Origin of the sequence: Actinocatenispora sera (assembly GCF_018324685.1) — a bacterium.
GTDB lineage: Bacteria > Actinomycetota > Actinomycetes > Mycobacteriales > Micromonosporaceae > Actinocatenispora > Actinocatenispora sera.
This window is the reverse complement of record NZ_AP023354.1, coordinates 5,954,364-5,972,699: the sequence shown is the minus strand read 5'-3', so window position 1 is coordinate 5,972,699 and position 18,336 is coordinate 5,954,364. Positions and strand designations below refer to the sequence as shown.

Genomic DNA, 18,336 nt, shown 5'->3' with positions numbered 1-18,336 from the left:
GTGCCGGCGCGGCACCGGGCGGAGCGCAAGGAGGGGAGCAACGACGATGAGCGACCCGCTGCTGGGCATCGTCCGGGTGGTCACCAGCGACGATCCCGCGTTCGTCGGCGCGCACGGCGCGGCGATCCGGGCCAGGTACCAGATCGCGACGACCTCGGCGTGCATCCCCGACGCGATGCGCTGAGCGGTCAGACACTCCACACAGGACAGAATGCAAGGGGGACCCATGAGTTGGCGGCACGTGATCGACGCGTACGAGCTGCTCGACGACCCGGCCGTCACCGGCGACGCGGTGGCGAAGTACCTGGTCGACTGCGGTGCGTCGACGCCAGCCGTGCACACGGTGCGCGGCGACAAGGGCAGCACCGACTTCGTCCGGCTGACGATCCCGGGCCGGCGCGGGCGCAGTGCGGGTGGCGACGCGCCGACGCTCGGCGTGATCGGTCGGCTCGGCGGCCTCGGCGCCCGGCCGGAGCAGATCGGCTTCGTCTCCGACGGCGACGGTGCGCTGACCGCGGTGGCGGTCGCCGCGAAGCTGTCCGCCATGCACGCCCGCGGCGACGTGCTGGACGGCGACGTCGTCGTCGCCACGCACATCTGCCCGGACGCGCCGACCCGGCCGCACGACCCGGTACCGTTCATGGACTCGCCGGTCGACCTGGCCGCGATGAACGAGCACGAGGTCGATCCGGGCGCCGACGCGGTGCTCTCGGTGGACACCACCAAGGGCAACCGGATCGTCAACGTCAACGGGTTCGCGATCTCACCGACGGTCAAGCAGGGCTGGATCCTGCGGGTGTCGGAGGACCTGCTCGCGGTGCAGCAGCGGGTCACCGGCTCGCTGCCGACGGTGCTGCCGCTCGCCATGGCCGACATCACCCCGTACGGCAACGGCGCCTACCACGTCAACTCGATCCTGCAGCCGACCACGTCGACCGCGGCGCCGGTGGTCGGGGTCGCGATCACGACCGAGACGCCGGTGGCCGGCTCCGCCACCGGCGCCACCCAACTGTCCAGTGTGGAGTCCGCGGTACGGTTCTGCATCGAGGTGGCGAAGGACTTCGGCCGCGGCGCGCTACGGTTCCACGACCAGGCCGAGTTCGACCACCTGGTGCACCGGTACGGGCCGATGACCGCGCTGCAGACCCAGGGCAACGCGTGACCGGTCGGTCCCGGACGGACCGACCACCTCGACCCCGGCCCGCCGTTTCGCCATGGGGCGGCGGGCCGGCACCACGCCTCCGGCCGCGCCGCACCCGCCGGCCGGATCGGCGCCCGTCGCGCCGGCCAGCGGGATCGGTGCCACGTCGCGCCGGCCCGCCGGATCGGCGGCACGGCACCGCAGCGCCGGATCGACGGGCCGGTAGCGGTCGTCAGGCGGGCACGTCGAACCGCGGCGTGCCGGACAGCAGGAACGAGAGGTCGTCACCCGGCGCGAACTCCCGCGGTTGCGCGCCGCGGGCGAACAGCCGGGCACCCTTCACGCCGCCGAGCCGGGCCGATCCGTCGCGCACCCGCAGCAGTCCGCCCTCGCGGATGCCGAGCACCGGCACGTCGTTCTGTTCCAGGAACTCGGTGATCCGCTGCTCCCGCGTCTCGCCCATGTGGGTCGACGACGGGTCCGGGTCGACGTAGTGCGGGTTGATCTGGAACGGCACCAGCCCGAGCGCGGTGAACGAGTCGGGCTCGGTGATCGGCATGTCGTTGGTGGTGCGCAGCGTCGGGCAGGCCATGTTCGTACCCGCCGAGGCGCCCATGTAGCGCAGCGCGCCGGACCGCACCCGGCCGGCGATCGGGTCCCGTACCCCGGTGTCCTGCAACGTCTTCAGCAACCGGAACGAGTTGCCGCCGCCGACGAAGACGGCCTCGGCCGCGGTCACCGCGGCCACCGGGTCGGCGGCGGTGTGCACGCCGGTGACCGCCACCCCGAGCGGGCGCAGCGCGTCGGCCACGGTGGCGGTGTAGGCGTCGTGGTCGCGCAGCGCGTACGGCACGAAGACCAGTTCGGTGGCACCGGCCAGGAATTCGGTGACCTCGTCGCGCACGTGCTCGAGGTAGCCGTAGCCGTGGGTACGGGAGTTCGACAGCAGCAGCAGATCCATGCGGCCATTCTTACCGGTCGGAGCGTACGGCGGGCGACGGAGGCGGGCCGTGGCGAGACCGGCCACATCGCGGCCGGTCCCGGACCTGATTGCCTGGATTCCTCGGTGGAGCTGCTGGGCCAGCGCGATCGTCGCCTGTCGTTCCTGCTCATCGCGGTGCGAACGCGCGTCAGCTCGGTGGCCGGGTCACCAGCGGCCGGGCCGCTTCGGCGGCCGTCTCCGGGTGGGACGAGGACAGGCTCGCGAAGACCACCACGTTGCGCTCGTAGCTGTGGCTGCGCTCGTCGAACGCGCCGCCACAGGTCACCAACCGCAGGCGCGCCCCGGTGGTCGGGCCGTACACCGCGGTGGCCGGGAACTCGGTCTTCGGGTACCCGGCGACGCCGTCGACGGTGAACACCGCCACGCGGTGGTCGGCCCGGGTGATCTCGATGGTGTCGCCGCGGGTGAGCGTACCGAGGTAGTAGAAGACGGCGGGCCCGGTCCGGCGCGAGTCGACGTGGCCGAGGAGCACGGCGGCGCCTTCCTGCCCCGGCGCCACGCTCCGGTCGTACCAGCCGGTCAGGTACGGATGGTCGATCGGCGGCACCGCGACGGTGTCGTCCGCGTCCAGGCCGGTGGCGATGATCGGCGCGTGGATCCGCGCCCGGTCCACGTCGATGCGTACCGGCGCCGACGGCGGGAGCGACGCGGCGGCCGCCGGTGCCGGCGATGGCGGCGCGGTGGCGGTCGGTGCGACGACGCTGCTCGGTGGCGCCTGCGCCGCGGTCGGTTGCGGCGGCGGCGTCGGGGCGCGCATCATCGCGAGGACCAGCAGCATCGCGCCGAGCACCCCGCCCAGGACCAGCAGCACGCCGAGCACGGTCCGCCAGCCCGCCGCACCGCCGTGCGCCAGCGGCTCCCATTCGGCCGGCGGCGGCCCCTCGCGTTCCACGACCCGCTCCGGTTCCGCGCGCGGCGCGCGTTCCGCTCGCTCGGGTTCCGCGCGCGGCGCGCGTTCCCCGGTCGGCTCGGGTTCCGTGCCGCACTCGGCGGTCGCAGACACCGGGGCGGCGACCTCGGGCGCGGGGAGCTCGGACGTCGGGACCTCGGGCGCCAGAGCCTCGGGCGTCGGGGCCTCGGGCGCCGGGAACTGGACGGTCGGGGCCTCGGAGTCCCGGCCGTCGGGGCCGCTCGCCGGCTGCTGCATCACCCCTCCGTCCCGGTGCCCGGGCAGCCCGCGACCCGGCACCGTGACGCGTCACTCCCCGTTCGGCCGCCGCCGTACCAGCAGGACGACCCCGCCGGCCAGGGTCACGCCGAGCACGCCCAGGCCGGCCGCGGCGAGCGCGGTGGTGCCGCGGCCGAGCCGGGCGGTCGCGCCGTCACCGGTGTCCGGGTTACCGCCCGGCGTTACCGTGAACTGCTTCGTACCCGGATCGGGCTGCGTGGTGTCCTTGCAGTTGACGGTGGCGGTGTAGGTACCCGGCTGCACGTTGCTGAACGTCGCGCTCAGCACCCCGCTCGCCTCCGGGTTGCCGACCATGTCCTGCTCGGTGGCGTCGTTGGTACCGGTCTGGATCGCCGCGATGGCGCCGCTGGACGCGCAGTCGGACGTACTGACGGTGACCGTGCTGCCCTGCACCACGACCGCGACCACCGGCGCCGCGACGGCACCGGACGACAGGGCCAGGGATGCGGCGGCGGCACCGAACGCCCCGGCGACGACGATCCTGCGCACGAAGGACATCCCATACACCCCCCAAGTCGCATATGAGATGACGGGATCACCGTAAACGGTCCCGGCCGTTCGCGATCACGGTTCGGGCCAGCTGCCACCCCGCCGGGTGTCACCCGGCTCCGCCGGTCAGCTCGGCGAGGTCCTCAGTGGACAGTCGCAGCCGCGCGGCGGCGAGGTTCTCGGCCAGGTGGTCGAGGCTCGCCGTGCCGGGGATCGGCAGCAGCACCGGTGAGCGGTGCAGGAGCCAGGCCAGCGCCACCTGCACCGCAGTCGCGCCGTACCGCTGGGCGATCGTGCGCGCCGCCGGGGTGATCGTCGCCGGGGCCACCGGCAGCCAGGGCAGGAACGCGATGCCGTGCCGCTCGCAGTACGCCAGCACGTCGTCGTGCCGCCGGTCGCTCAGGTTGTACCGGTTCTGCACGGCGGCGATCGGCACGATCCGGCGGGCCGCGTCGAGCTGCGCCACCGACACCTCGGACAGCCCGACGTGGCGCACCACGCCCTCGTCGCGCAGCTGCCGCAGCGCACCGAACTGGTCGTCCGCCGGTACCGTGGCGTCGATCCGGTGCAGCTGGAACAGGTCGATCCGGTCGAGCCGCAGCCGGCGCAGGCTCAGCCGTGCCTGCTGCCGCAGGTACTCCGGCCGGCCGCAGTCGTACCAGTGGCTGCCCAGGTTGATCCGGCCGGCCTTGGTGGCCAGCACGAGCCGCTCCGGGTACGGGTGCAGCGCCTCGGCGAGCAGCGTCTCGTTGTCACCCAGGTCGTACGAGTCGGCGGTGTCGATCAGCGTGACCCCGAGCTCGACGGCGCGCCGGGCCACCGCGGCGGAGTGCGCGCGGGCCGCGGTGGGCCGGCCGGGCAGCCGCAGCGCGCCGAAGCCGAGCCGGCGCACCGGCAGGTCACCACCGAGCAGGAACGTGTCGGTCATCTGCCATCCCTTCGTCGTCGTTCACTGTGCGGGAGCGAAACAGTTCAGACAAGCGAGACTGTCTGAGCTTGACCGCGTAGCATCGCTACATGCTCAATCTGGAACGGCTCCGGATGCTGCGGGCGGTCGCCGCCACCGGTTCGGTCCGCGGCGCCGCCGCCACCCTGCACGTGACCACCTCGGCGGTCTCCCAGCAGATGGGCCGGCTGGAGCGGGAGATCGGGCAGCGGCTGGTGGAACGCAACGGTCGCGGCATCCGGCTCACCGGCGCCGCGCTGCTGCTCTCCGAGCACGCCGGTGCGCTGCTGGCCCAGGCCGAGGCGGTCGAGACCGATCTGGCCCGGTACCGCGGTGCGGTGGTCGGCGAGCTGCGGCTCGCCGCGTTCGCCACCGCCGCCCGCGGCCTGCTGCCGGCGGCGCTGCGCGCGCTGCACGACCGGTACCCGGCGCTACGGGTACACACCGCCGAGCAGGAGCCGGACGTGGCGTTGCCGGCCGTGGCCGCCGGCGACCTCGACCTCGCCATCGCCCAGGACTGGCCCGAGTCGCCACTGGCCGTCCCGGACGGGCTGGGCCGCACCGGGCTGGTCGACGACGTGTTCGACGTGGCGCTGCCGGCGCAGCATCCGCTCGCCGAGCGGCCGGCGCTGGACCTGGCCGAGCTGGCCGACGCCGACTGGATCGGCTGGCCCGCCGGGCAGCTGTGCCACGACTGGCTGCGGCGCACCGTTCCGGACGCCGAGGTACGGCACACCGCCGGCGAGCACGCCACCCAGCTGGCATTCGTCGCCGCCGGTCACGGCGTCGCGCTGCTGCCCCGCCTCGGCCGCGATCCGGTACCCGCCGGGGTCCGGTTCGCCGCGGTGCGGCCGGCACCGGTGCGGCGGATCTTCGCAGCCTGGCGGTCCGCGGCCGCGCGCCAACCGGCCATCCGCGCCACCCTCGCCGCGCTCCGCGCCGCCGCCCGCCCCTGACAGCACCGCTACCCTCGCCGCCCTGCGCGCCGCCGCCCGGACAGCACCGTTACCCCGCCGCCCGTCCCTGACAGCACCGGTGCCCTCGCCGCCCGTTCCTGACGACGACGCCGGCCCGCCGCCGCCGCGCTCGGCGCGCGGCTGACCGCGGGACGGGAACCGCTGGGCGACAGGACATGCGACGCGAGCCGATCGGCGGCCGCGACCGGCCGACCGGCTGAGCTGGCCGGGCCACCCCGGCCGCTACGGTGTGCTCACCATGCGTCGCCGAGTGGCGACGCGTCGGGGGAGCGGCAGATGCGGGTCGGAGTCGGGGCGCTGCTGGCGCCGTAGGGCCGCACCGGATCTGGTGCGGCTCGGCCGTCCCGGCCGGCGAGGGGGAGGCCGGGACGGCCAGCGGCGGCGAAACCCGCACGGTATCGGCGCACGGTGCGCACGGCGGCTGCCGGGAATCTCCACATCCGGTGCGTACCTTCGCCGGACATGAGAGTCACGATGGTGTTGCCGGCGCTGACCGAGGCGACGAGCCCGCGGCTGCGCCCGATCAAGTACTCGCTGTTCCCGCCGCTCGGGCTGGCCACCCTCGCCGGGTACCTGTCGGACGCCGACGAGGTGCGGATCGTGGACGAGCACGTGCAGCCGTTGCGGCTCGACGACGACCGGCCCGACCTCGCCGTGATCCAGCCGTACATCACCTCGGCCCGGCGCGCGTACCGGCTCGCGGCGGCGTACCGGGCGAAGGGCGTGCACGTGGCGATGGGCGGGCTGCACGTCACGTCGCTGCCGGACGAGGCGGCCCGGCACGCCGACACGATCTTCCTCGGCCCGGGTGAGGACACCTGGCCGCGGTTCCTCGCCGACTTCCGGGCGCACCGGCCGAAGCCCCGGTACGTCTCGCGGGAACGCACCCTGCTCCGCTTGCCGCCGGTGCGCCGCGACCTGATCGACCGGCACCGGTACCTCGTGCCGAACTCGCTGGTGGTGTCCCGCGGCTGCCCGCACCACTGCGACTTCTGCTACAAGGACGCGTTCTTCACCGGCGGGAAGTCGTTCTACACCCAGGCGGTGGACGACGCGCTGGCCGAGATCGAGCGGTTGCCCGGCCGGCACCTGTACTTCCTGGACGACCACCTGTTCGGCAACCGGCGGTTCGCCGAGGCACTGTTCGACGGGATGCGCGGGATGGGCCGGGTCTGGCAGGCGGCCGGTACGGTCGACTCGGTCCTCGCGCCCGGGCTGCTGGAGCGCGCGGTCGCCGCCGGGCTGCGCAGCCTGTTCGTCGGGTTCGAGACCGTCAACGACGCGAACCTGCCGGCGCAGCGCAAGCGGCAGAACATCGGCCGCGACTACGCGGCGGTGGCGCGGCGGCTGCACGAGGCCGGGGTGATGGTCAACGCGAGCTTCGTGTTCGGGATGGACGACGACGGCCCGGACGTGTTCTCCCGCACCGTCGACTGGGCGGTGGGCCAGGGGATCGAGACGGCGACCTTCCACATCATGACGCCGTACCCGGGAACCGCGCTGTACCAGAGGATGCAGGCCGACGGCAGGATCCTGCACACCGACTGGGACCGGTACGACACCCGGCACGTGGTGTACCGGCCGGCGCGACTGACCGCGGCCGAACTGACCGACGGCTACTGGCGGGCGTACCGGGACTTCTACCGCTGGTCGGCGATCTGGCGCGGCGCGGGTACCAAGCCCGGTGGCCGCGACCGGCTGCGGCATCTCGCGTACGCGGGTGGCTGGAAGAAGCTCTCGCCGCTGTGGCACACGCTGATCCGGGCCGGGCAGGTGTCCCGCGCGCTGCCGGTACTGGAGTCGCTGCTCGGCAGCTTCGGCGCCCGCCGCCCGGCCGCGCCCGCTTTTGCGGGCCGGGCAGGCTAGCGCCCCCTCCTGCGCCCGAGGGGCTCGCATCGCCCGCTGGGCTGGTAGGGGCTCGGCACCGCCTGCCTGCGCCCGAGGGGCGCGCACCGCCGTAGGGGCACGGCACCGCCTGCCTGCGCGGATGGGGCGAGGTAGCGTCGAGGCATGGAGTCGAGGACCGACGCGGGCACCGCGCTGCAGCTGGCCGACTGGCGCCGCACCGTCGCCGAGCTGTACGCGCAGGTGCGCGCCGCCGCCGAGCCGGCCGCCGGGCACGCCCGGTGGCGGGTGGGCCGCGACGCGCTGTTCACCCGGCATCCGCAGAGCCCGTTGGCGGCCACCGATCCGTTGCGCGACACCGGCCTGCCCTACTGGCCGTACGATCCGGCGCTGCGCTTCGAGGTGCCGGTGACGCCGCCGGACGCGCCGCAGCGGCGCGACGTGGACACCGGCGCCGACGGGGTCACCAGCTACGAGCTGCTCGGTTCGGTGCGGCTGCCCGCGCCGGTCTCCGGCACGCTCGCGGTGTGGTGGACCCGGCAGTACGGCGGCGGGCTGTTCCTGCCGGTGCGCGACGGCACCGCCGGGCGCACCAGCTACGGCGCCGGGCGCTACCTGCTGGACACCGCCAAGGGTGCCGACCTCGGCGGCGCCGGCGACCGGCTGGTGCTCGACCTCAACTTCCTGTACCACCCGTCCTGCCGGTACGACGACAGCTGGGTCTGCCCGCTGGCGCCGGCGGAGAACACCGTCACCGCCGAGATCCGCGCCGGCGAGCGCCTCTGACCACGCCCGCCGGGCCGACCGGTACGGGCCTACCCCGGTTACGGGTGCAGGGCGGAGCGGAACGCGGCGCGCACCCCGCTCCTGCTCGGCGTGACGTACTGCGCGGTGTCCGGGCCGGTGTCGTAGCCGCCGTAGGTGGTGTACGACAGGATCTGGGGGCAGCTGCTGCCACCGATCTGGATCGTCCGGTGTACCACCAGCTTGCCGGTGCGCAGCTCGTACGCCCGGATCGGGATCGCCACCTTGTAGAACGTCACCCACACCGGCGAGCCGGAGCCGTCCAGCCTGGTGTACGGGCAGGTCTGCACCCGGGAGCCGAGCTTCGTGTCGCCGACGCACACCACCAGGGCGGCGTCCGCGGCGTCCGAGACCGACCACGAGTCGGGCAGCTTGTTCACGTACTCCGAGTTGCCGTACAGCAGCGACCTGTTGTGCGACTTGCGGTACGGCGTGGCCGCCTCGTACTTCGCCGGGTTCGAGCAGTACTTCGGCAGCTCGCCGGTGTCGACGGACAACCGGGACCGGACGGTGGACAGCTGCTGGCCCAGCGTCGCGGTGCGGATTCCCTTGCGCGCCTTGGTAACCAGCTCGCTGTCCGGGAACTGGTCGAGCAGCTGGTGGTACCGGGCGAGCGCCTTCGGCCAGGACTTCTGGTCGACCAGCGCGTCGCCGCAGCCGAGCAGTGCCGGCGGCGCGTGGCGGGTGGCAGCCGCGGCGGCGGTGTCGAGCACCGTGTGGTCGGGGTGCCGGGCCCGCAGCCAGTCGGTCACCGCCGCCGCCGGGCACGCGTCGGCCTTCGGCAGCACGCCGAGGAACTCGGTCAGCACCGCGCGCACCATCGGCTCGTGCCCCGGGTACCCGGCCAGCACCGCCTGCAGCCCGGCGAACCCGGCGGCGAGCTGCCGGGTGTCACCGGTGGCGAGCGAGGTGCCCAGCTGGCCGGCCGCGGTGTGCAGCCGGGCGCACACCCGGTGCGTGGTCTCGGTGCGCACGGTCAGCGGGGCGTCCGCGAACCGCAGCCCGAACCACACCCGGTCGACCGCCTGGCCGGCCTGGCCGCAGTCGCCGGCCCGCTTCGCATCGGCCAGCGCCGAGTCGATCAGGTACCCGTCGACCCGCAGCGCCGTGACCGCGAGCAGCACCGGTACCGCGAGGTAGGCCGCGACCAGGCGTTGCCGCCGGGCCGCGACCGGCACCGCGCGCCGCCGGGCCAGGTGCCAGCCGTGCGCGACCAGCGCCACCCACCACAGCGCCACCAGCACCTCGAACCACACCGCGCGCCACGCGGTCGCCAGCAGGACCAGCAGTACGACGGAGACCAGGTCGGTCAGCACCGCGAGCGTCCACCGGCGGAGCATGCAGTACCCGACGCCGAGCAGTGACGCGTTCCCGAGCGCGACCGCCACCGGATCACCGAACACCATCGACACCCGCGCCGGCGGCGCCGGCGCCGGACCCGGCGGTGGCCCGGGCGGCACCCACCCCGTCGCCGCCGGTGCACCGGCCGGGTCCGGTCCCGTCTCCGGCGTCGGTGCGCCCGCCTGTTCCGGCATCGCGGGCGGCGCCGGCGGCTCCGGTGACTGCGGCGGCACCGGCGAGTCCGGCGCGCCCGGTCGTACCGGCATCCAGTCGTCCATCCCGACCTCCACTCGACCCCGCGAGTCTGCGCGCCGCCCGCTGGGACCCCTCCCGGGCGGTCCCGGCCCGGTCGGGGATGCGTTGTTCGCCGCGCGGGACCGGTCGCGGAGGCCTAGGCTCGGCGAAACGGCGGCTCCGGCGAATGCCGGTCTGGCTGTCCGGAGCCGGTCGAGCCGCCGCCGTGACCACACGGGAGCCGCCATGCACACCGACCCGGCCGCAGCCGTCCCGGCGCCCGGAGCTGCGGCCGGGCGCAGCGCGCGTACCGGTGTCGTCGGCGTCGCCGTGCTCGCGGTGCTGGCGGTGGCCGGGCTGGCCTGGGCGAAGTGGCTGCCGTACGGTGCGAAGGCGACAGTGCTCGGGCACACCCGGTCCTGGTCCGGCGCCTCGTCGTTCGCGGCTGCCGGTACGGCGCCGTCCTGGTCCGGCGCGGTGTCCTTCACCGCCGGCTACTTCGCCGCGGTGTGGCGGGCCGCGCTGGTGGCGCTGCTGGTGGCCGCAGCGATCGACGCGCTGGTGCCGCGGCGCTGGCTCGCAGCGGTACTGAACCGGCGCACCCGGCTCGGCCAGTCCGTCGCGGGCGGTGCCGCCGCGCTGCCGAGCCTGATGTGCACCTGCTGCACGGCGCCGGTCACGGTCGGGCTGCGCGCGCGGGGTGCGACGATGACCGCGAGCCTCGCCTACTGGTTGGGCAATCCGGTGCTCAACCCGGCCGTACTGGTGTTCCTGTTCCTGGTCGCCCCGTGGCAGTTCGGCGTGGTACGGCTGCTCGTCGGGGTGCTGCTCGTCGTCGGGGGCACCGCGCTGGTCACCTGGCTGCTCGGGGACCGGGCGGCACCGACGCTGCCGGCCGCTGTCGCGGTGGACGGGCGGCCCGGGCCGGTGCGGCTGCGCGACCTGCCGCTGCGGTACCTGACCTCGCTCGGCCGGTTCGCCGCCGTGCTGGTCCCGGAGTACCTGCTGGTGGTGTTCGCGCTCGGCTGGGTCAGCGGACCGCTCGCCCGGTTCGACGGACTGGACGCCCGGTGGGGAGTTCTCGCCGTGCTGGTGTGCGCGGTGGTCGGTACGGCGCTGGTGATACCCACCGGCGGGGAGATCCCGGTGGTGTTGGCGCTCGTCGCCGCCGGCGCGCACGCCGGCACGATCGGCGCGTTGCTGATCACGCTGCCGGCGCTGAGCGTGCCGTCGATGGTGCTGGTCGGCCGGGCTCTGTCCTGGCGGGCGACGCTGACGATGGCGGCCGCGGTCGTGGTCGCCGGCCTGCTCGCCGCTGCCCTGCTCGCCGCCCTCGGCTGAGCGCGCCGGGGCGGTAACTCAGCCGGACAGCGAGTCGAGGTCCTCGGGGGTGTCGATGTCGGCGGGTGAACCGGTGTCGCCGCACTCGACGAGCGTCACCAGCTCCGGGTGCGCGCGCAGGAACGCCCGCGCGCCGCGGTCACCCCGCGCCGACGCCAGCAGCTCCGGCCAGTACTCCCGGCTCAGCAGCACCGGATTGCGCGGCTCGCCGCCGTAGCCGGCCACCGCGAGCCGAGCGCCGGCGCGATGCGCGGCGCGCAGCCGGCGCACCGCCTCGGCCCCGACGAGCGGCTGGTCCACCAGCGCGACGACGACGGCCTCCACCTCGGCCGGCAACGCCGCGATCCCGGTGTGCAGCGACGACCCCATCCCGCTGCGCCAGGCCGGGTTGGCCACCACGGTCACGCCCGGGCAGCTCAGCGAGGCAGCGCCGGACACCACGTACACCGGGGCGCAGCCGCCGCCGGTCAGCAGGGCAACGCCGTGCTCCAGCAGCGTCCGGCCGCGAAACGGCACCAGCGCCTTGGGCCGCCCGAACCGGCGCCCCGCGCCCGCCGCGAGCAGCAGCCCGGCCACCGTCGTACCGCTCATGTCCGGCCCCCGCGAGGCCCCGGCCGGCGGTGGCGCACCGACCCGCGCCCGGGCGGTCCGGTGCGGGCCGAGGCCGGCTGCCGCGGGGTGCGTTGCCCGCTCCTGCGAGCTTCAGGACGAGGTAGCGGTCGACCCGGCCGGGCGGTGCGGGCCGGGGTCGGCCGCAGCGGCGTGCGCGGCCCGCTCATGCGAGCTTCAGGGCGAGGTAGAGGTCGACCCGGCCGGCGAACGTGGACAGGTCCCGGCCGGTCAGCCGCTCGATCCGGCCGATCCGGTACCGCAGCGTGTTGACGTGCAGGTGCAGCCGGGCGGCGCAGCGGGTCCACGATCCGTCGCAGTCCAGGAACGCCTCCAGGGTGGCGATCAGGTCGGTGCGGTGCGCCGCGTCGTACGCGACGAGCGGGCCGAGCAGCCGGTCGGTGTACGAGCGGCGCAGCTCGTCCGGCACGGTGGCGAGCAGCAGCCCGTGCGAGCTCAGCTCGCCGGAGTCGGCCACCCGGACCTGACCGGGGCGGTGCTCGCCGAGCCGGCGTACCGCGCGGGCCTCCTCCAGCGCGCCGTGCAGCCCGGCCGCGCAGGCCGACGCCGCGGCCACGCCGATGCCCACCCGGGCGCCGGACAGGCCGGGGCGCAGCGCCTCCGCACCGGTACGGATGTGCTCGACCAGCTCGCCGAACCGGTCGATGCCGGCGGCCACGATCGCGACCGCCTCACCGTCGACCCCGGTGACGAGCGACGGGTCCGGCGCACCGGCGCAGATCTCGTGCAGCAGCGCGGTCAGCGGGGTCCCGCCGGCGGCCGCGGCGACCACCACCGCGATCGGCTCGTCCGGCGCGAAACCGGCCACCTGCAGCCGGGACGCGATGTCGGCGGGCGCGGCGGAGTCGGAGCCGGCCAGCCGCACCAGCTGGGCGCCCTGCCGGTCGGCGACCTGGCGCGCCTCCTCCTGCCGGGACCACTCCAGCGCCAGCAGCGTGCACACCTCGCCGATCGGCCCGCGTACCGCCGGGTCGTCGGTGTCGAGGTCGCCGGCCACGGCGAGGCACCAGCCGGCGATGCGTGGCTGCCGCGGCGAGACGGGCAGCAGCGCGTACCGGTCGGTGCGCAGCCGCACGGTGGTCGGCAGCGGCTCGGCGGACAGGTACCGCCGGGCGAGTCCGCGGCGGTCGTCGTCGGCCAGCGTGTCGGCACCGGCGATCCGGCGACCGGTGGCGGACAGCACCATGCAGTCGGCGCCGGTACGGTCGGTGAGCAGGGTGCACATCTCGTCCGGCCCCGCGCCGGTGGCGACCAGGGCGTGCAGCCGGTCGCGCCAGCGCTCCTCGTCGGCGCCGGGCCGGCCCTCGGTGACCGCGCGGACCACCCGCTCGGTGACGGTCGCGAACGAGACGTCCGGCGGCACCTCGAACAGCACGACGTCGTGTCGCCGGCACTCCTCGATCAGGTCGTCGGGTACCGACTGGGCCTCGTTGTCGGCGTACCCGGCGGCGAGCGCGGCGATGCCGCCGTCGGCGACGGCGGCCACGAAGGCCGCCGAGTCGGCCGGATCGTGCCGCCACAGCATGCCGGTGAGCACAAGTTCCCCACCGGTGAGATAACGGCGCGGATCGGGCAGATCGGTCGTGTACACCCAGCGGACGGCCCGATCCAGGTGCGAACCACCGGTGAGCAGGCGAAGCCGCAGATCCGGCGCGTCGAGCAGGGCACGTAGCCGCACGCACACACGGTAGCCGCCAGGGCCTTGGAGGAAGGTACAAGACGTGGCTTCGTGACCGGTCGTCCTTTCGGAGGTTCGGTGCCTGGTTCGCACGACCTGCGGCGGGGTCTACTACCGGCGTCGGATCGGCCGGGTGTCAGCGGCGCGGGTTCGGGTAATGCGACAGGGCAACCCGCGACGTGGTCGCGGGGACCGACGGGGAGGCGGCCGATGGACCGTGGGTTGCGGGCATTCAACGCGTTACCGGCACCGGCCGAGCCGCTCGACGCCTGCTGCGGCGCGCCGGGCTGGGCCGACGCGGTGGCCGCCGGCCGGCCGTACCCGGACCGGGGTGCGCTGCGGGCCGCCGCGGACGCGGCGCTCGCCACGGCCGGCTGGCCGGCGATCGCGACCGCGCTGGCCGACCATCCGCGGATCGGCTCGCCGCCACGCGGCGGCGACCGGCGCTCCGCCTGGTCGCGCGCCGAGCAGTCCGCCGCGGTGGCCGGGCGTTCCGGCCCGGCCGCGACCGGCGTGCCGGTGGACGACGGCGAGGCCGCGCGGGATCCGCTGGTCGCCGGGAACCTTGCGTACGAGCGGCGGTTCGGGCACGTGTTCCTGATCTGCGCGTCCGGCCGAAGCCGGCAGCAGATCCTCGCCGCGCTGGCCGAGCGGCTGCGCCACGACGAGGCCACCGAGCGCGCCGTGGTGCGCCGGGAGCTGTCCGCGATCGCCGCCCTGCGACTGGACCGGCTGCTGTCCGAGCTGGCGGCCGGGCTGGCCCGGCCGGGCCAGCGTGCCACGGAGGAGGGCGCCCGGTGAGCCTGTCGACGCACGTGCTGGACACCGGCCGGGGCCGGCCGGCGGTCGGGGTGCCGGTGCGGTTGGCGGCGGCCGACGGCACCGAACTCGGCGCCGGGGTCACCGACGCCGACGGGCGGCTGGCCGGACTGCCGCTGCCCGCGCCCGGCCGGTACCGGCTGGTGTTCGACACCGCGGCCTGGTTCGCGGCGACCGGTACCGACGGGTTCTACCCCGAGGTGGTGGTGGCGTTCAGCGTCACCGATGCCGGTGCGCACCACCACGTGCCGCTGCTGCTCAGCCCGTTTGCGTACTCGACCTACCGAGGGAGCTAGTCGATGGGGATCGTGCTCGGCGACAACCGGTACGGCAAGGCGGAGGTGCACCTGGTCCGGGTGGATCGCGGTGCGGACCGGCACGGCCTGACCGACGTGACGGTCGGCGTCTCGCTGTCCGGCGAGCTGGCGGACGTGCACCTGCGCGGCGACAACAGCAACGTGCTGACCACCGACGCGCAGAAGAACACCGTCTTCGCGTTCGCCGCCGAGGGAGTCGGGCAGGTCGAGGAGTTCGGGCTGCGGCTGGCGCGGCACTTCGTGGCGAGCCAGCCGGCGATCCGGCGTGCCGAGGTGCGGCTGACCGAGCAGCCCTGGGACCGGATCGAGGGCAGCGACGGGCCGGCGCCGCACTCGTTCGCCCGCAACGGAACCTGCCTGCGTACCGCGCGGGTGCGCGTCACCGCCGACGCGGCCGAGGTGGTGTCCGGGCTGACCGGGCTGACGCTGCTCAACACCACCGACTCGGAGTTCTGGGGCTTCGCGACCGACCGGTACACCACGCTGGCCGAGACCAGGGACCGGATCCTCGCCACCGCGGTCGACGCGCAGTGGCGGCACCTGTCGTCCGACGCCGACTTCGGCAAGTCGTACCCGGACGTGCGGCGGCTGCTGGCCGCCGCGTTCGCCGAGACCTACAGCTACTCGCTGCAGCAGACGCTGTACGCGATGGGGGAGCGGGTGCTCGCCGCGCATCCGGAGATCGCCGAGATCCGGCTCTCGCTGCCGAACAAGCACCACTTCCTGGTCGACCTGTCGCCGCACGACGTCGAGAACACCGACACCGTGTACTACGCGGCGGACCGACCGTACGGGCTGATCGAGGGGACGGTGACCCGCGACGACGTGGCACCGTCCATGATGGACTGGTAGGGCACGATGGACTTCCTGCAACCGCGCGAGCTGGCCGAGGCGCTGGCGATCCGCGCGCAGCGGCCGGATGCGGTGGCGATCCGGGGCGGTACCGACGTGATGGTCGAGCTCAACTTCGACCGCGGTCGGCCCGGCGCGCTGCTGGATCTCGGCGGGCTCAACGAGCTCGACGGCTGGGACGCCGACGGCGACACGATCCGGATCGGCGCCGGGCTGCCGTACCGGCGGATCGTCGACGAGCTGGGTACGCGGCTGCCGGCGCTGGCGATGGCCTCCCGTACGGTGGGGTCGCCGCAGATCCGCAACCGCGGCACCGTCGGCGGGAACCTCGGATCGGCGTCGCCGGCCGGCGACGCGCATCCGCCGCTGCTGGTCTGCGACGCCGAGATCGAGGTCGCCTCGGTCCGGGGTACCCGGCGGATCCCGGCCACGCGGTTCTACCAGGGGGTCAAGCGGTCCGCGCTGGCCGCCGACGAGCTGATCGTCGCGGTGCACCTGCCGGTCGCGACCGGCCCGCAGCAGTTCGCCAAGGTCGGTACCCGCAACGCGATGGTGATCGCGGTCTGCTCGCTTGCGCTCGCCCTGGACCCCGGCACCGAGCGGGTACGGGTCGCGCTCGGTTCGGCGGCACCCACGCCGCGCCGCTGCACCGCCGCCGAACAGTTCCTCACCGCGGAGCTGGCCGACCGTCGCTGGTGGACGCTCGGCGCGCCGGTACCGGACGCGGTGGTACGCCGGTTCGGCGAGCTGGCCGCCGCCGCGGCCGCACCGATCGACGACGTGCGTGGCACCGCCGACTACCGCCGCCGGGCGATCGCCGTACTGGCGCGGCGGACCGCGGCGTGGAGCCTGCGCGAGTACCGACAGGGGGGCCGGACATGCGCCTGACGATGACCGTGAACGGGACCGAGCAGGTGCTCGACGACGTGTGGGAGGGCGAGAGCCTGCTGTACGTGCTGCGCGAGCGGGCCGGCCTGCCCGGCTCGAAGAACGCCTGCGAGCAGGGCGAGTGCGGTTCCTGCACCGTGTACCTGGACGGCGCGCCGGTGTGTGCCTGCCTCGTCGCCGCGGGGCAGGCGGCGGGACGGGACGTGCGTACGGTCGAGGGGTTGACCGACGGGGACGAGCTGGACGCGGTGCAGCAGGCGTTCCTGTCCGCCGGCGCGGTGCAGTGCGGGTTCTGCACGCCGGGCCTGATCGTCGCCGCGCACGACCTGCTCGCGCGCGATCCCGCGCCGGACGATGCGACCGTCCGGGAAGCCCTGTCGGGCAACCTGTGCCGCTGCACCGGCTACGAGAAGATCCTGGACGCGGTCCGCCTCGCCGCGGCCCGCCGGGCGGAGGTGACGTCGTGAGGGTCGTACTCACCGGCGGTGCGGTGGCCACAGTGGACGGTCACGACACCGAACACGACACCGGCCACGTGGTCGTCGACGGCGGCCGGATCGTGGCGGTCGGCGCCGGCGACGCGCCGGACTCGGTGGCCGGGAAACGGATCGACACCCGCGGCTGCCTCGTCACCCCGGGGCTGGTCAACGCGCACCACCACCTCTACCAGTGGGCCTACCGCGGGCTCGCCACCGACTCGACGCTGTTCGAGTGGCTGGTGACCCTGTACCCGGCGTGGACCCGGATGGACGCCGACGTCGTGCACGCCGCGTCGGTCGCCGGCCTGGCCCGGCTGGCGCTGACCGGCTGCACCACCTCCACCGACCACCACTACCTGTTCCCCGCCGGCCGCGGCGACCTGTTCGGCGCCGGGATCGCGGCGGCCGCGCAGGTCGGGCTGCGGTTCCACCCGACCCGCGGTTCGATGGACCGCGGTACCTCCGACGGCGGGCTGCCGCCGGACGAGGCGGTGGAGCGCACCGACGACATCCTCGCGGCGACGGCCGAGGCGATCGAGCGGTACCACGATTCGCGCCCGGACGCGATGCTGCGGGTCGGCGTCGCGCCGTGCTCCCCGTTCTCGGTCAGCTCCCGGTTGCTGGCCGACTCCGCCGAGCTGGCTCGCCGGTACGGGGTGCGGCTGCACACGCATCTGGCCGAGACCAGCGACGAGGAACGGCAGTGCCTGGCGGAGCACGGCTGCACGCCCACCGCGTACCTGGAGGGCCTGGGCTGGCTCGGCGGCGACGTGTGGTTCGCGCACACCGTGCACCTGTCCGCGGAGAACATCAAGCGGCTGGCCGCGACCGGCAGCGCCACCGCGCACTGCCCCAGTTCCAACGCCCGGCTGGGCGCCGGGACGAGCCCGGTGCGCGAGCTGCTCGACGCCGGTACCCCGGTCGGGCTCGGCGTGGACGGACCGGCGTCCAACGAGGACGGCGGCCTGGTGACCGAGCTGCGCCAGGCGGTACTGACCGCCCGCGGCCGCGGCGGCCCGACCGCCATGCGCATCCGGGAGGCGTTGCGGCTCGCCACGATGGGGGGCGCGCGGTGCCTCGGCCGAGCCGACGAGATCGGCTCGCTGGAGGTCGGCAAGCTCGCCGACGTCGCGGTGTGGCGCATCGACGACCTGGCGCACGCCGACATCGCCGACCCGGTCGCGGCGCTGGTGCTCGGCGCCGCGCCGGCGGTGGACACGCTGCTGGTCGGCGGCGATCCGGTCATCGAGCACGGCTCGCTGCGCACGGTGTCCGCCGCGGACGCCAGCCGGGCGCTGGCCAGGCAGGCCGCCCGGATGCGGGAAGGCGTGGACCGGTGACCACGGCAGCGCAGTCCATGGTG

At 74.9% G+C, this 18,336-nt stretch carries 19 protein-coding genes; 12 read left to right on the top strand and 7 right to left on the bottom strand.

Annotated elements, in window-relative coordinates; genetic code table 11:
• Window positions 1-46: 46 nt before the first annotated feature.
• Window positions 47-184 (top strand): hypothetical protein, encoded by a 138-nt coding sequence (locus Asera_RS28065; RefSeq protein ID WP_157034591.1) that lies wholly within the window; start codon window positions 47-49, stop codon window positions 182-184.
• Window positions 185-226: 42 nt separating this feature from the next.
• Complete coding sequence (locus tag Asera_RS28060; protein ID WP_030444178.1) at window positions 227-1,162, top strand: DUF1177 domain-containing protein; 936 nt, start codon at window positions 227-229, stop codon at window positions 1,160-1,162.
• Window positions 1,163-1,373: 211 nt separating this feature from the next.
• Here the strand turns inward: Asera_RS28060 and pepE are convergent, their stop codons facing one another.
• From pepE to Asera_RS28040, 4 genes are all read right to left on the bottom strand, one after another.
• Complete coding sequence (pepE, locus tag Asera_RS28055) at window positions 1,374-2,102, bottom strand: dipeptidase PepE (protein WP_030444179.1); 729 nt, start codon at window positions 2,100-2,102, stop codon at window positions 1,374-1,376.
• A gap of 169 nt (window positions 2,103-2,271) precedes the next feature.
• Window positions 2,272-3,291, bottom strand: coding sequence for a class F sortase (locus tag Asera_RS28050; protein WP_051801476.1), 1,020 nt, complete (start codon window positions 3,289-3,291; stop codon window positions 2,272-2,274).
• 51 nt (window positions 3,292-3,342) lie between these two features.
• A complete protein-coding gene (locus Asera_RS28045) occupies window positions 3,343-3,831 on the bottom strand; it encodes a hypothetical protein (protein WP_030444181.1) in 489 nt (162 codons plus the stop codon).
• Between the two features lie 100 nt (window positions 3,832-3,931).
• Window positions 3,932-4,750: an aldo/keto reductase gene (locus tag Asera_RS28040; protein WP_030444182.1), complete on the bottom strand. Its 819-nt coding sequence runs from the start codon at window positions 4,748-4,750 to the stop codon at window positions 3,932-3,934.
• Window positions 4,751-4,839: 89 nt separating this feature from the next.
• On the opposite strand from Asera_RS28040, the gene Asera_RS28035 reads away from it, so the two are divergent.
• From Asera_RS28035 to Asera_RS28025, 3 genes are all read left to right on the top strand, one after another.
• Window positions 4,840-5,724 (top strand): LysR family transcriptional regulator, encoded by an 885-nt coding sequence (locus Asera_RS28035; RefSeq protein ID WP_030444183.1) that lies wholly within the window; start codon window positions 4,840-4,842, stop codon window positions 5,722-5,724.
• A gap of 483 nt (window positions 5,725-6,207) precedes the next feature.
• Window positions 6,208-7,611 carry a B12-binding domain-containing radical SAM protein gene (locus Asera_RS28030; RefSeq protein WP_030444184.1) on the top strand — a complete coding sequence of 468 codons (1,404 nt, stop codon included), beginning with the start codon at window positions 6,208-6,210 and terminating at the stop codon, window positions 7,609-7,611.
• 144 nt (window positions 7,612-7,755) lie between these two features.
• A complete protein-coding gene (locus Asera_RS28025) occupies window positions 7,756-8,376 on the top strand; it encodes a DUF1684 domain-containing protein (protein WP_030444185.1) in 621 nt (206 codons plus the stop codon).
• A 38-nt stretch (window positions 8,377-8,414) separates the two neighbouring features.
• Here the strand turns inward: Asera_RS28025 and Asera_RS28020 are convergent, their stop codons facing one another.
• Window positions 8,415-10,013: a tetratricopeptide repeat protein gene (locus Asera_RS28020; RefSeq protein WP_051801477.1), complete on the bottom strand. Its 1,599-nt coding sequence runs from the start codon at window positions 10,011-10,013 to the stop codon at window positions 8,415-8,417.
• Window positions 10,014-10,215: 202 nt separating this feature from the next.
• Between Asera_RS28020 and Asera_RS28015 the strand changes: the two genes are divergently transcribed.
• The gene (locus Asera_RS28015) at window positions 10,216-11,310 is read left to right on the top strand and encodes a permease (RefSeq protein ID WP_030444187.1); all 1,095 of its coding nucleotides are present in this window, start codon (window positions 10,216-10,218) and stop codon (window positions 11,308-11,310) included.
• An 18-nt stretch (window positions 11,311-11,328) separates the two neighbouring features.
• On the opposite strand, the gene Asera_RS28010 is transcribed toward Asera_RS28015, so the two are convergent.
• A complete protein-coding gene (locus tag Asera_RS28010; protein ID WP_030444188.1) occupies window positions 11,329-11,901 on the bottom strand; it encodes a nucleotidyltransferase family protein in 573 nt (190 codons plus the stop codon).
• Between the two features lie 184 nt (window positions 11,902-12,085).
• A complete protein-coding gene (locus Asera_RS28005; protein WP_030444189.1) occupies window positions 12,086-13,618 on the bottom strand; it encodes a PucR family transcriptional regulator in 1,533 nt (510 codons plus the stop codon).
• A 210-nt stretch (window positions 13,619-13,828) separates the two neighbouring features.
• On the opposite strand from Asera_RS28005, the gene Asera_RS28000 reads away from it, so the two are divergent.
• From Asera_RS28000 to Asera_RS27975, 6 genes are read left to right on the top strand one after another with little or no spacing between them, the layout of a single operon-like run.
• Window positions 13,829-14,419: a 2-oxo-4-hydroxy-4-carboxy-5-ureidoimidazoline decarboxylase gene (locus Asera_RS28000; RefSeq protein ID WP_051801480.1), complete on the top strand. Its 591-nt coding sequence runs from the start codon at window positions 13,829-13,831 to the stop codon at window positions 14,417-14,419.
• Entirely contained in the window at window positions 14,416-14,733 is a 318-nt protein-coding gene (gene uraH / locus Asera_RS27995) for a hydroxyisourate hydrolase (protein WP_030444191.1), read from the top strand. The genes Asera_RS28000 and uraH overlap by 4 nt, the downstream gene beginning before the upstream one ends.
• A 3-nt stretch (window positions 14,734-14,736) precedes the next feature.
• Window positions 14,737-15,606, top strand: a complete 870-nt coding sequence (pucL, locus tag Asera_RS27990) for a factor-independent urate hydroxylase (protein WP_030444192.1) — start codon at window positions 14,737-14,739, stop codon at window positions 15,604-15,606.
• Window positions 15,607-15,612: 6 nt separating this feature from the next.
• Window positions 15,613-16,494: an FAD binding domain-containing protein gene (locus tag Asera_RS27985; protein WP_030444193.1), complete on the top strand. Its 882-nt coding sequence runs from the start codon at window positions 15,613-15,615 to the stop codon at window positions 16,492-16,494.
• Complete coding sequence (locus Asera_RS27980; protein WP_030444194.1) at window positions 16,485-16,961, top strand: (2Fe-2S)-binding protein; 477 nt, start codon at window positions 16,485-16,487, stop codon at window positions 16,959-16,961. Before Asera_RS27985 ends, Asera_RS27980 begins: the two co-directional genes overlap by 10 nt.
• Window positions 16,958-18,313: an 8-oxoguanine deaminase gene (locus Asera_RS27975; protein WP_030444195.1), complete on the top strand. Its 1,356-nt coding sequence runs from the start codon at window positions 16,958-16,960 to the stop codon at window positions 18,311-18,313. The genes Asera_RS27980 and Asera_RS27975 overlap by 4 nt, the downstream gene beginning before the upstream one ends.
• Window positions 18,314-18,336: the final 23 nt, after the last annotated feature.

What these genes read in the sequence shown, in the direction of transcription:
- Asera_RS28020 (WP_051801477.1), bottom strand. Translation starts at nt 10,013, where the DNA reads ATGGACGACTGGATGCCGGTACGACCGGGCGCGCCGGACTCGCCGGTG.
- Asera_RS28045 (WP_030444181.1), bottom strand. Translation starts at nt 3,831, where the DNA reads ATGTCCTTCGTGCGCAGGATCGTCGTCGCCGGGGCGTTCGGTGCCGCC.
- Asera_RS28035 (WP_030444183.1), top strand. Translation starts at nt 4,840, where the DNA reads ATGCTCAATCTGGAACGGCTCCGGATGCTGCGGGCGGTCGCCGCCACC.
- Asera_RS28025 (WP_030444185.1), top strand. Translation starts at nt 7,756, where the DNA reads ATGGAGTCGAGGACCGACGCGGGCACCGCGCTGCAGCTGGCCGACTGG.
- Asera_RS28000 (WP_051801480.1), top strand. Translation starts at nt 13,829, where the DNA reads ATGGACCGTGGGTTGCGGGCATTCAACGCGTTACCGGCACCGGCCGAG.
- pucL (WP_030444192.1), top strand. Translation starts at nt 14,737, where the DNA reads ATGGGGATCGTGCTCGGCGACAACCGGTACGGCAAGGCGGAGGTGCAC.
- Asera_RS27980 (WP_030444194.1), top strand. Translation starts at nt 16,485, where the DNA reads ATGCGCCTGACGATGACCGTGAACGGGACCGAGCAGGTGCTCGACGAC.
- Asera_RS28040 (WP_030444182.1), bottom strand. Translation starts at nt 4,750, where the DNA reads ATGACCGACACGTTCCTGCTCGGTGGTGACCTGCCGGTGCGCCGGCTC.
- Asera_RS28015 (WP_030444187.1), top strand. Translation starts at nt 10,216, where the DNA reads ATGCACACCGACCCGGCCGCAGCCGTCCCGGCGCCCGGAGCTGCGGCC.
- pepE (WP_030444179.1), bottom strand. Translation starts at nt 2,102, where the DNA reads ATGGATCTGCTGCTGCTGTCGAACTCCCGTACCCACGGCTACGGCTAC.
- Asera_RS28065 (WP_157034591.1), top strand. Translation starts at nt 47, where the DNA reads ATGAGCGACCCGCTGCTGGGCATCGTCCGGGTGGTCACCAGCGACGAT.
- Asera_RS28060 (WP_030444178.1), top strand. Translation starts at nt 227, where the DNA reads ATGAGTTGGCGGCACGTGATCGACGCGTACGAGCTGCTCGACGACCCG.
- Asera_RS28010 (WP_030444188.1), bottom strand. Translation starts at nt 11,901, where the DNA reads ATGAGCGGTACGACGGTGGCCGGGCTGCTGCTCGCGGCGGGCGCGGGG.
- Asera_RS28050 (WP_051801476.1), bottom strand. Translation starts at nt 3,291, where the DNA reads ATGCAGCAGCCGGCGAGCGGCCCCGACGGCCGGGACTCCGAGGCCCCG.
- Asera_RS28030 (WP_030444184.1), top strand. Translation starts at nt 6,208, where the DNA reads ATGAGAGTCACGATGGTGTTGCCGGCGCTGACCGAGGCGACGAGCCCG.
- Asera_RS27985 (WP_030444193.1), top strand. Translation starts at nt 15,613, where the DNA reads ATGGACTTCCTGCAACCGCGCGAGCTGGCCGAGGCGCTGGCGATCCGC.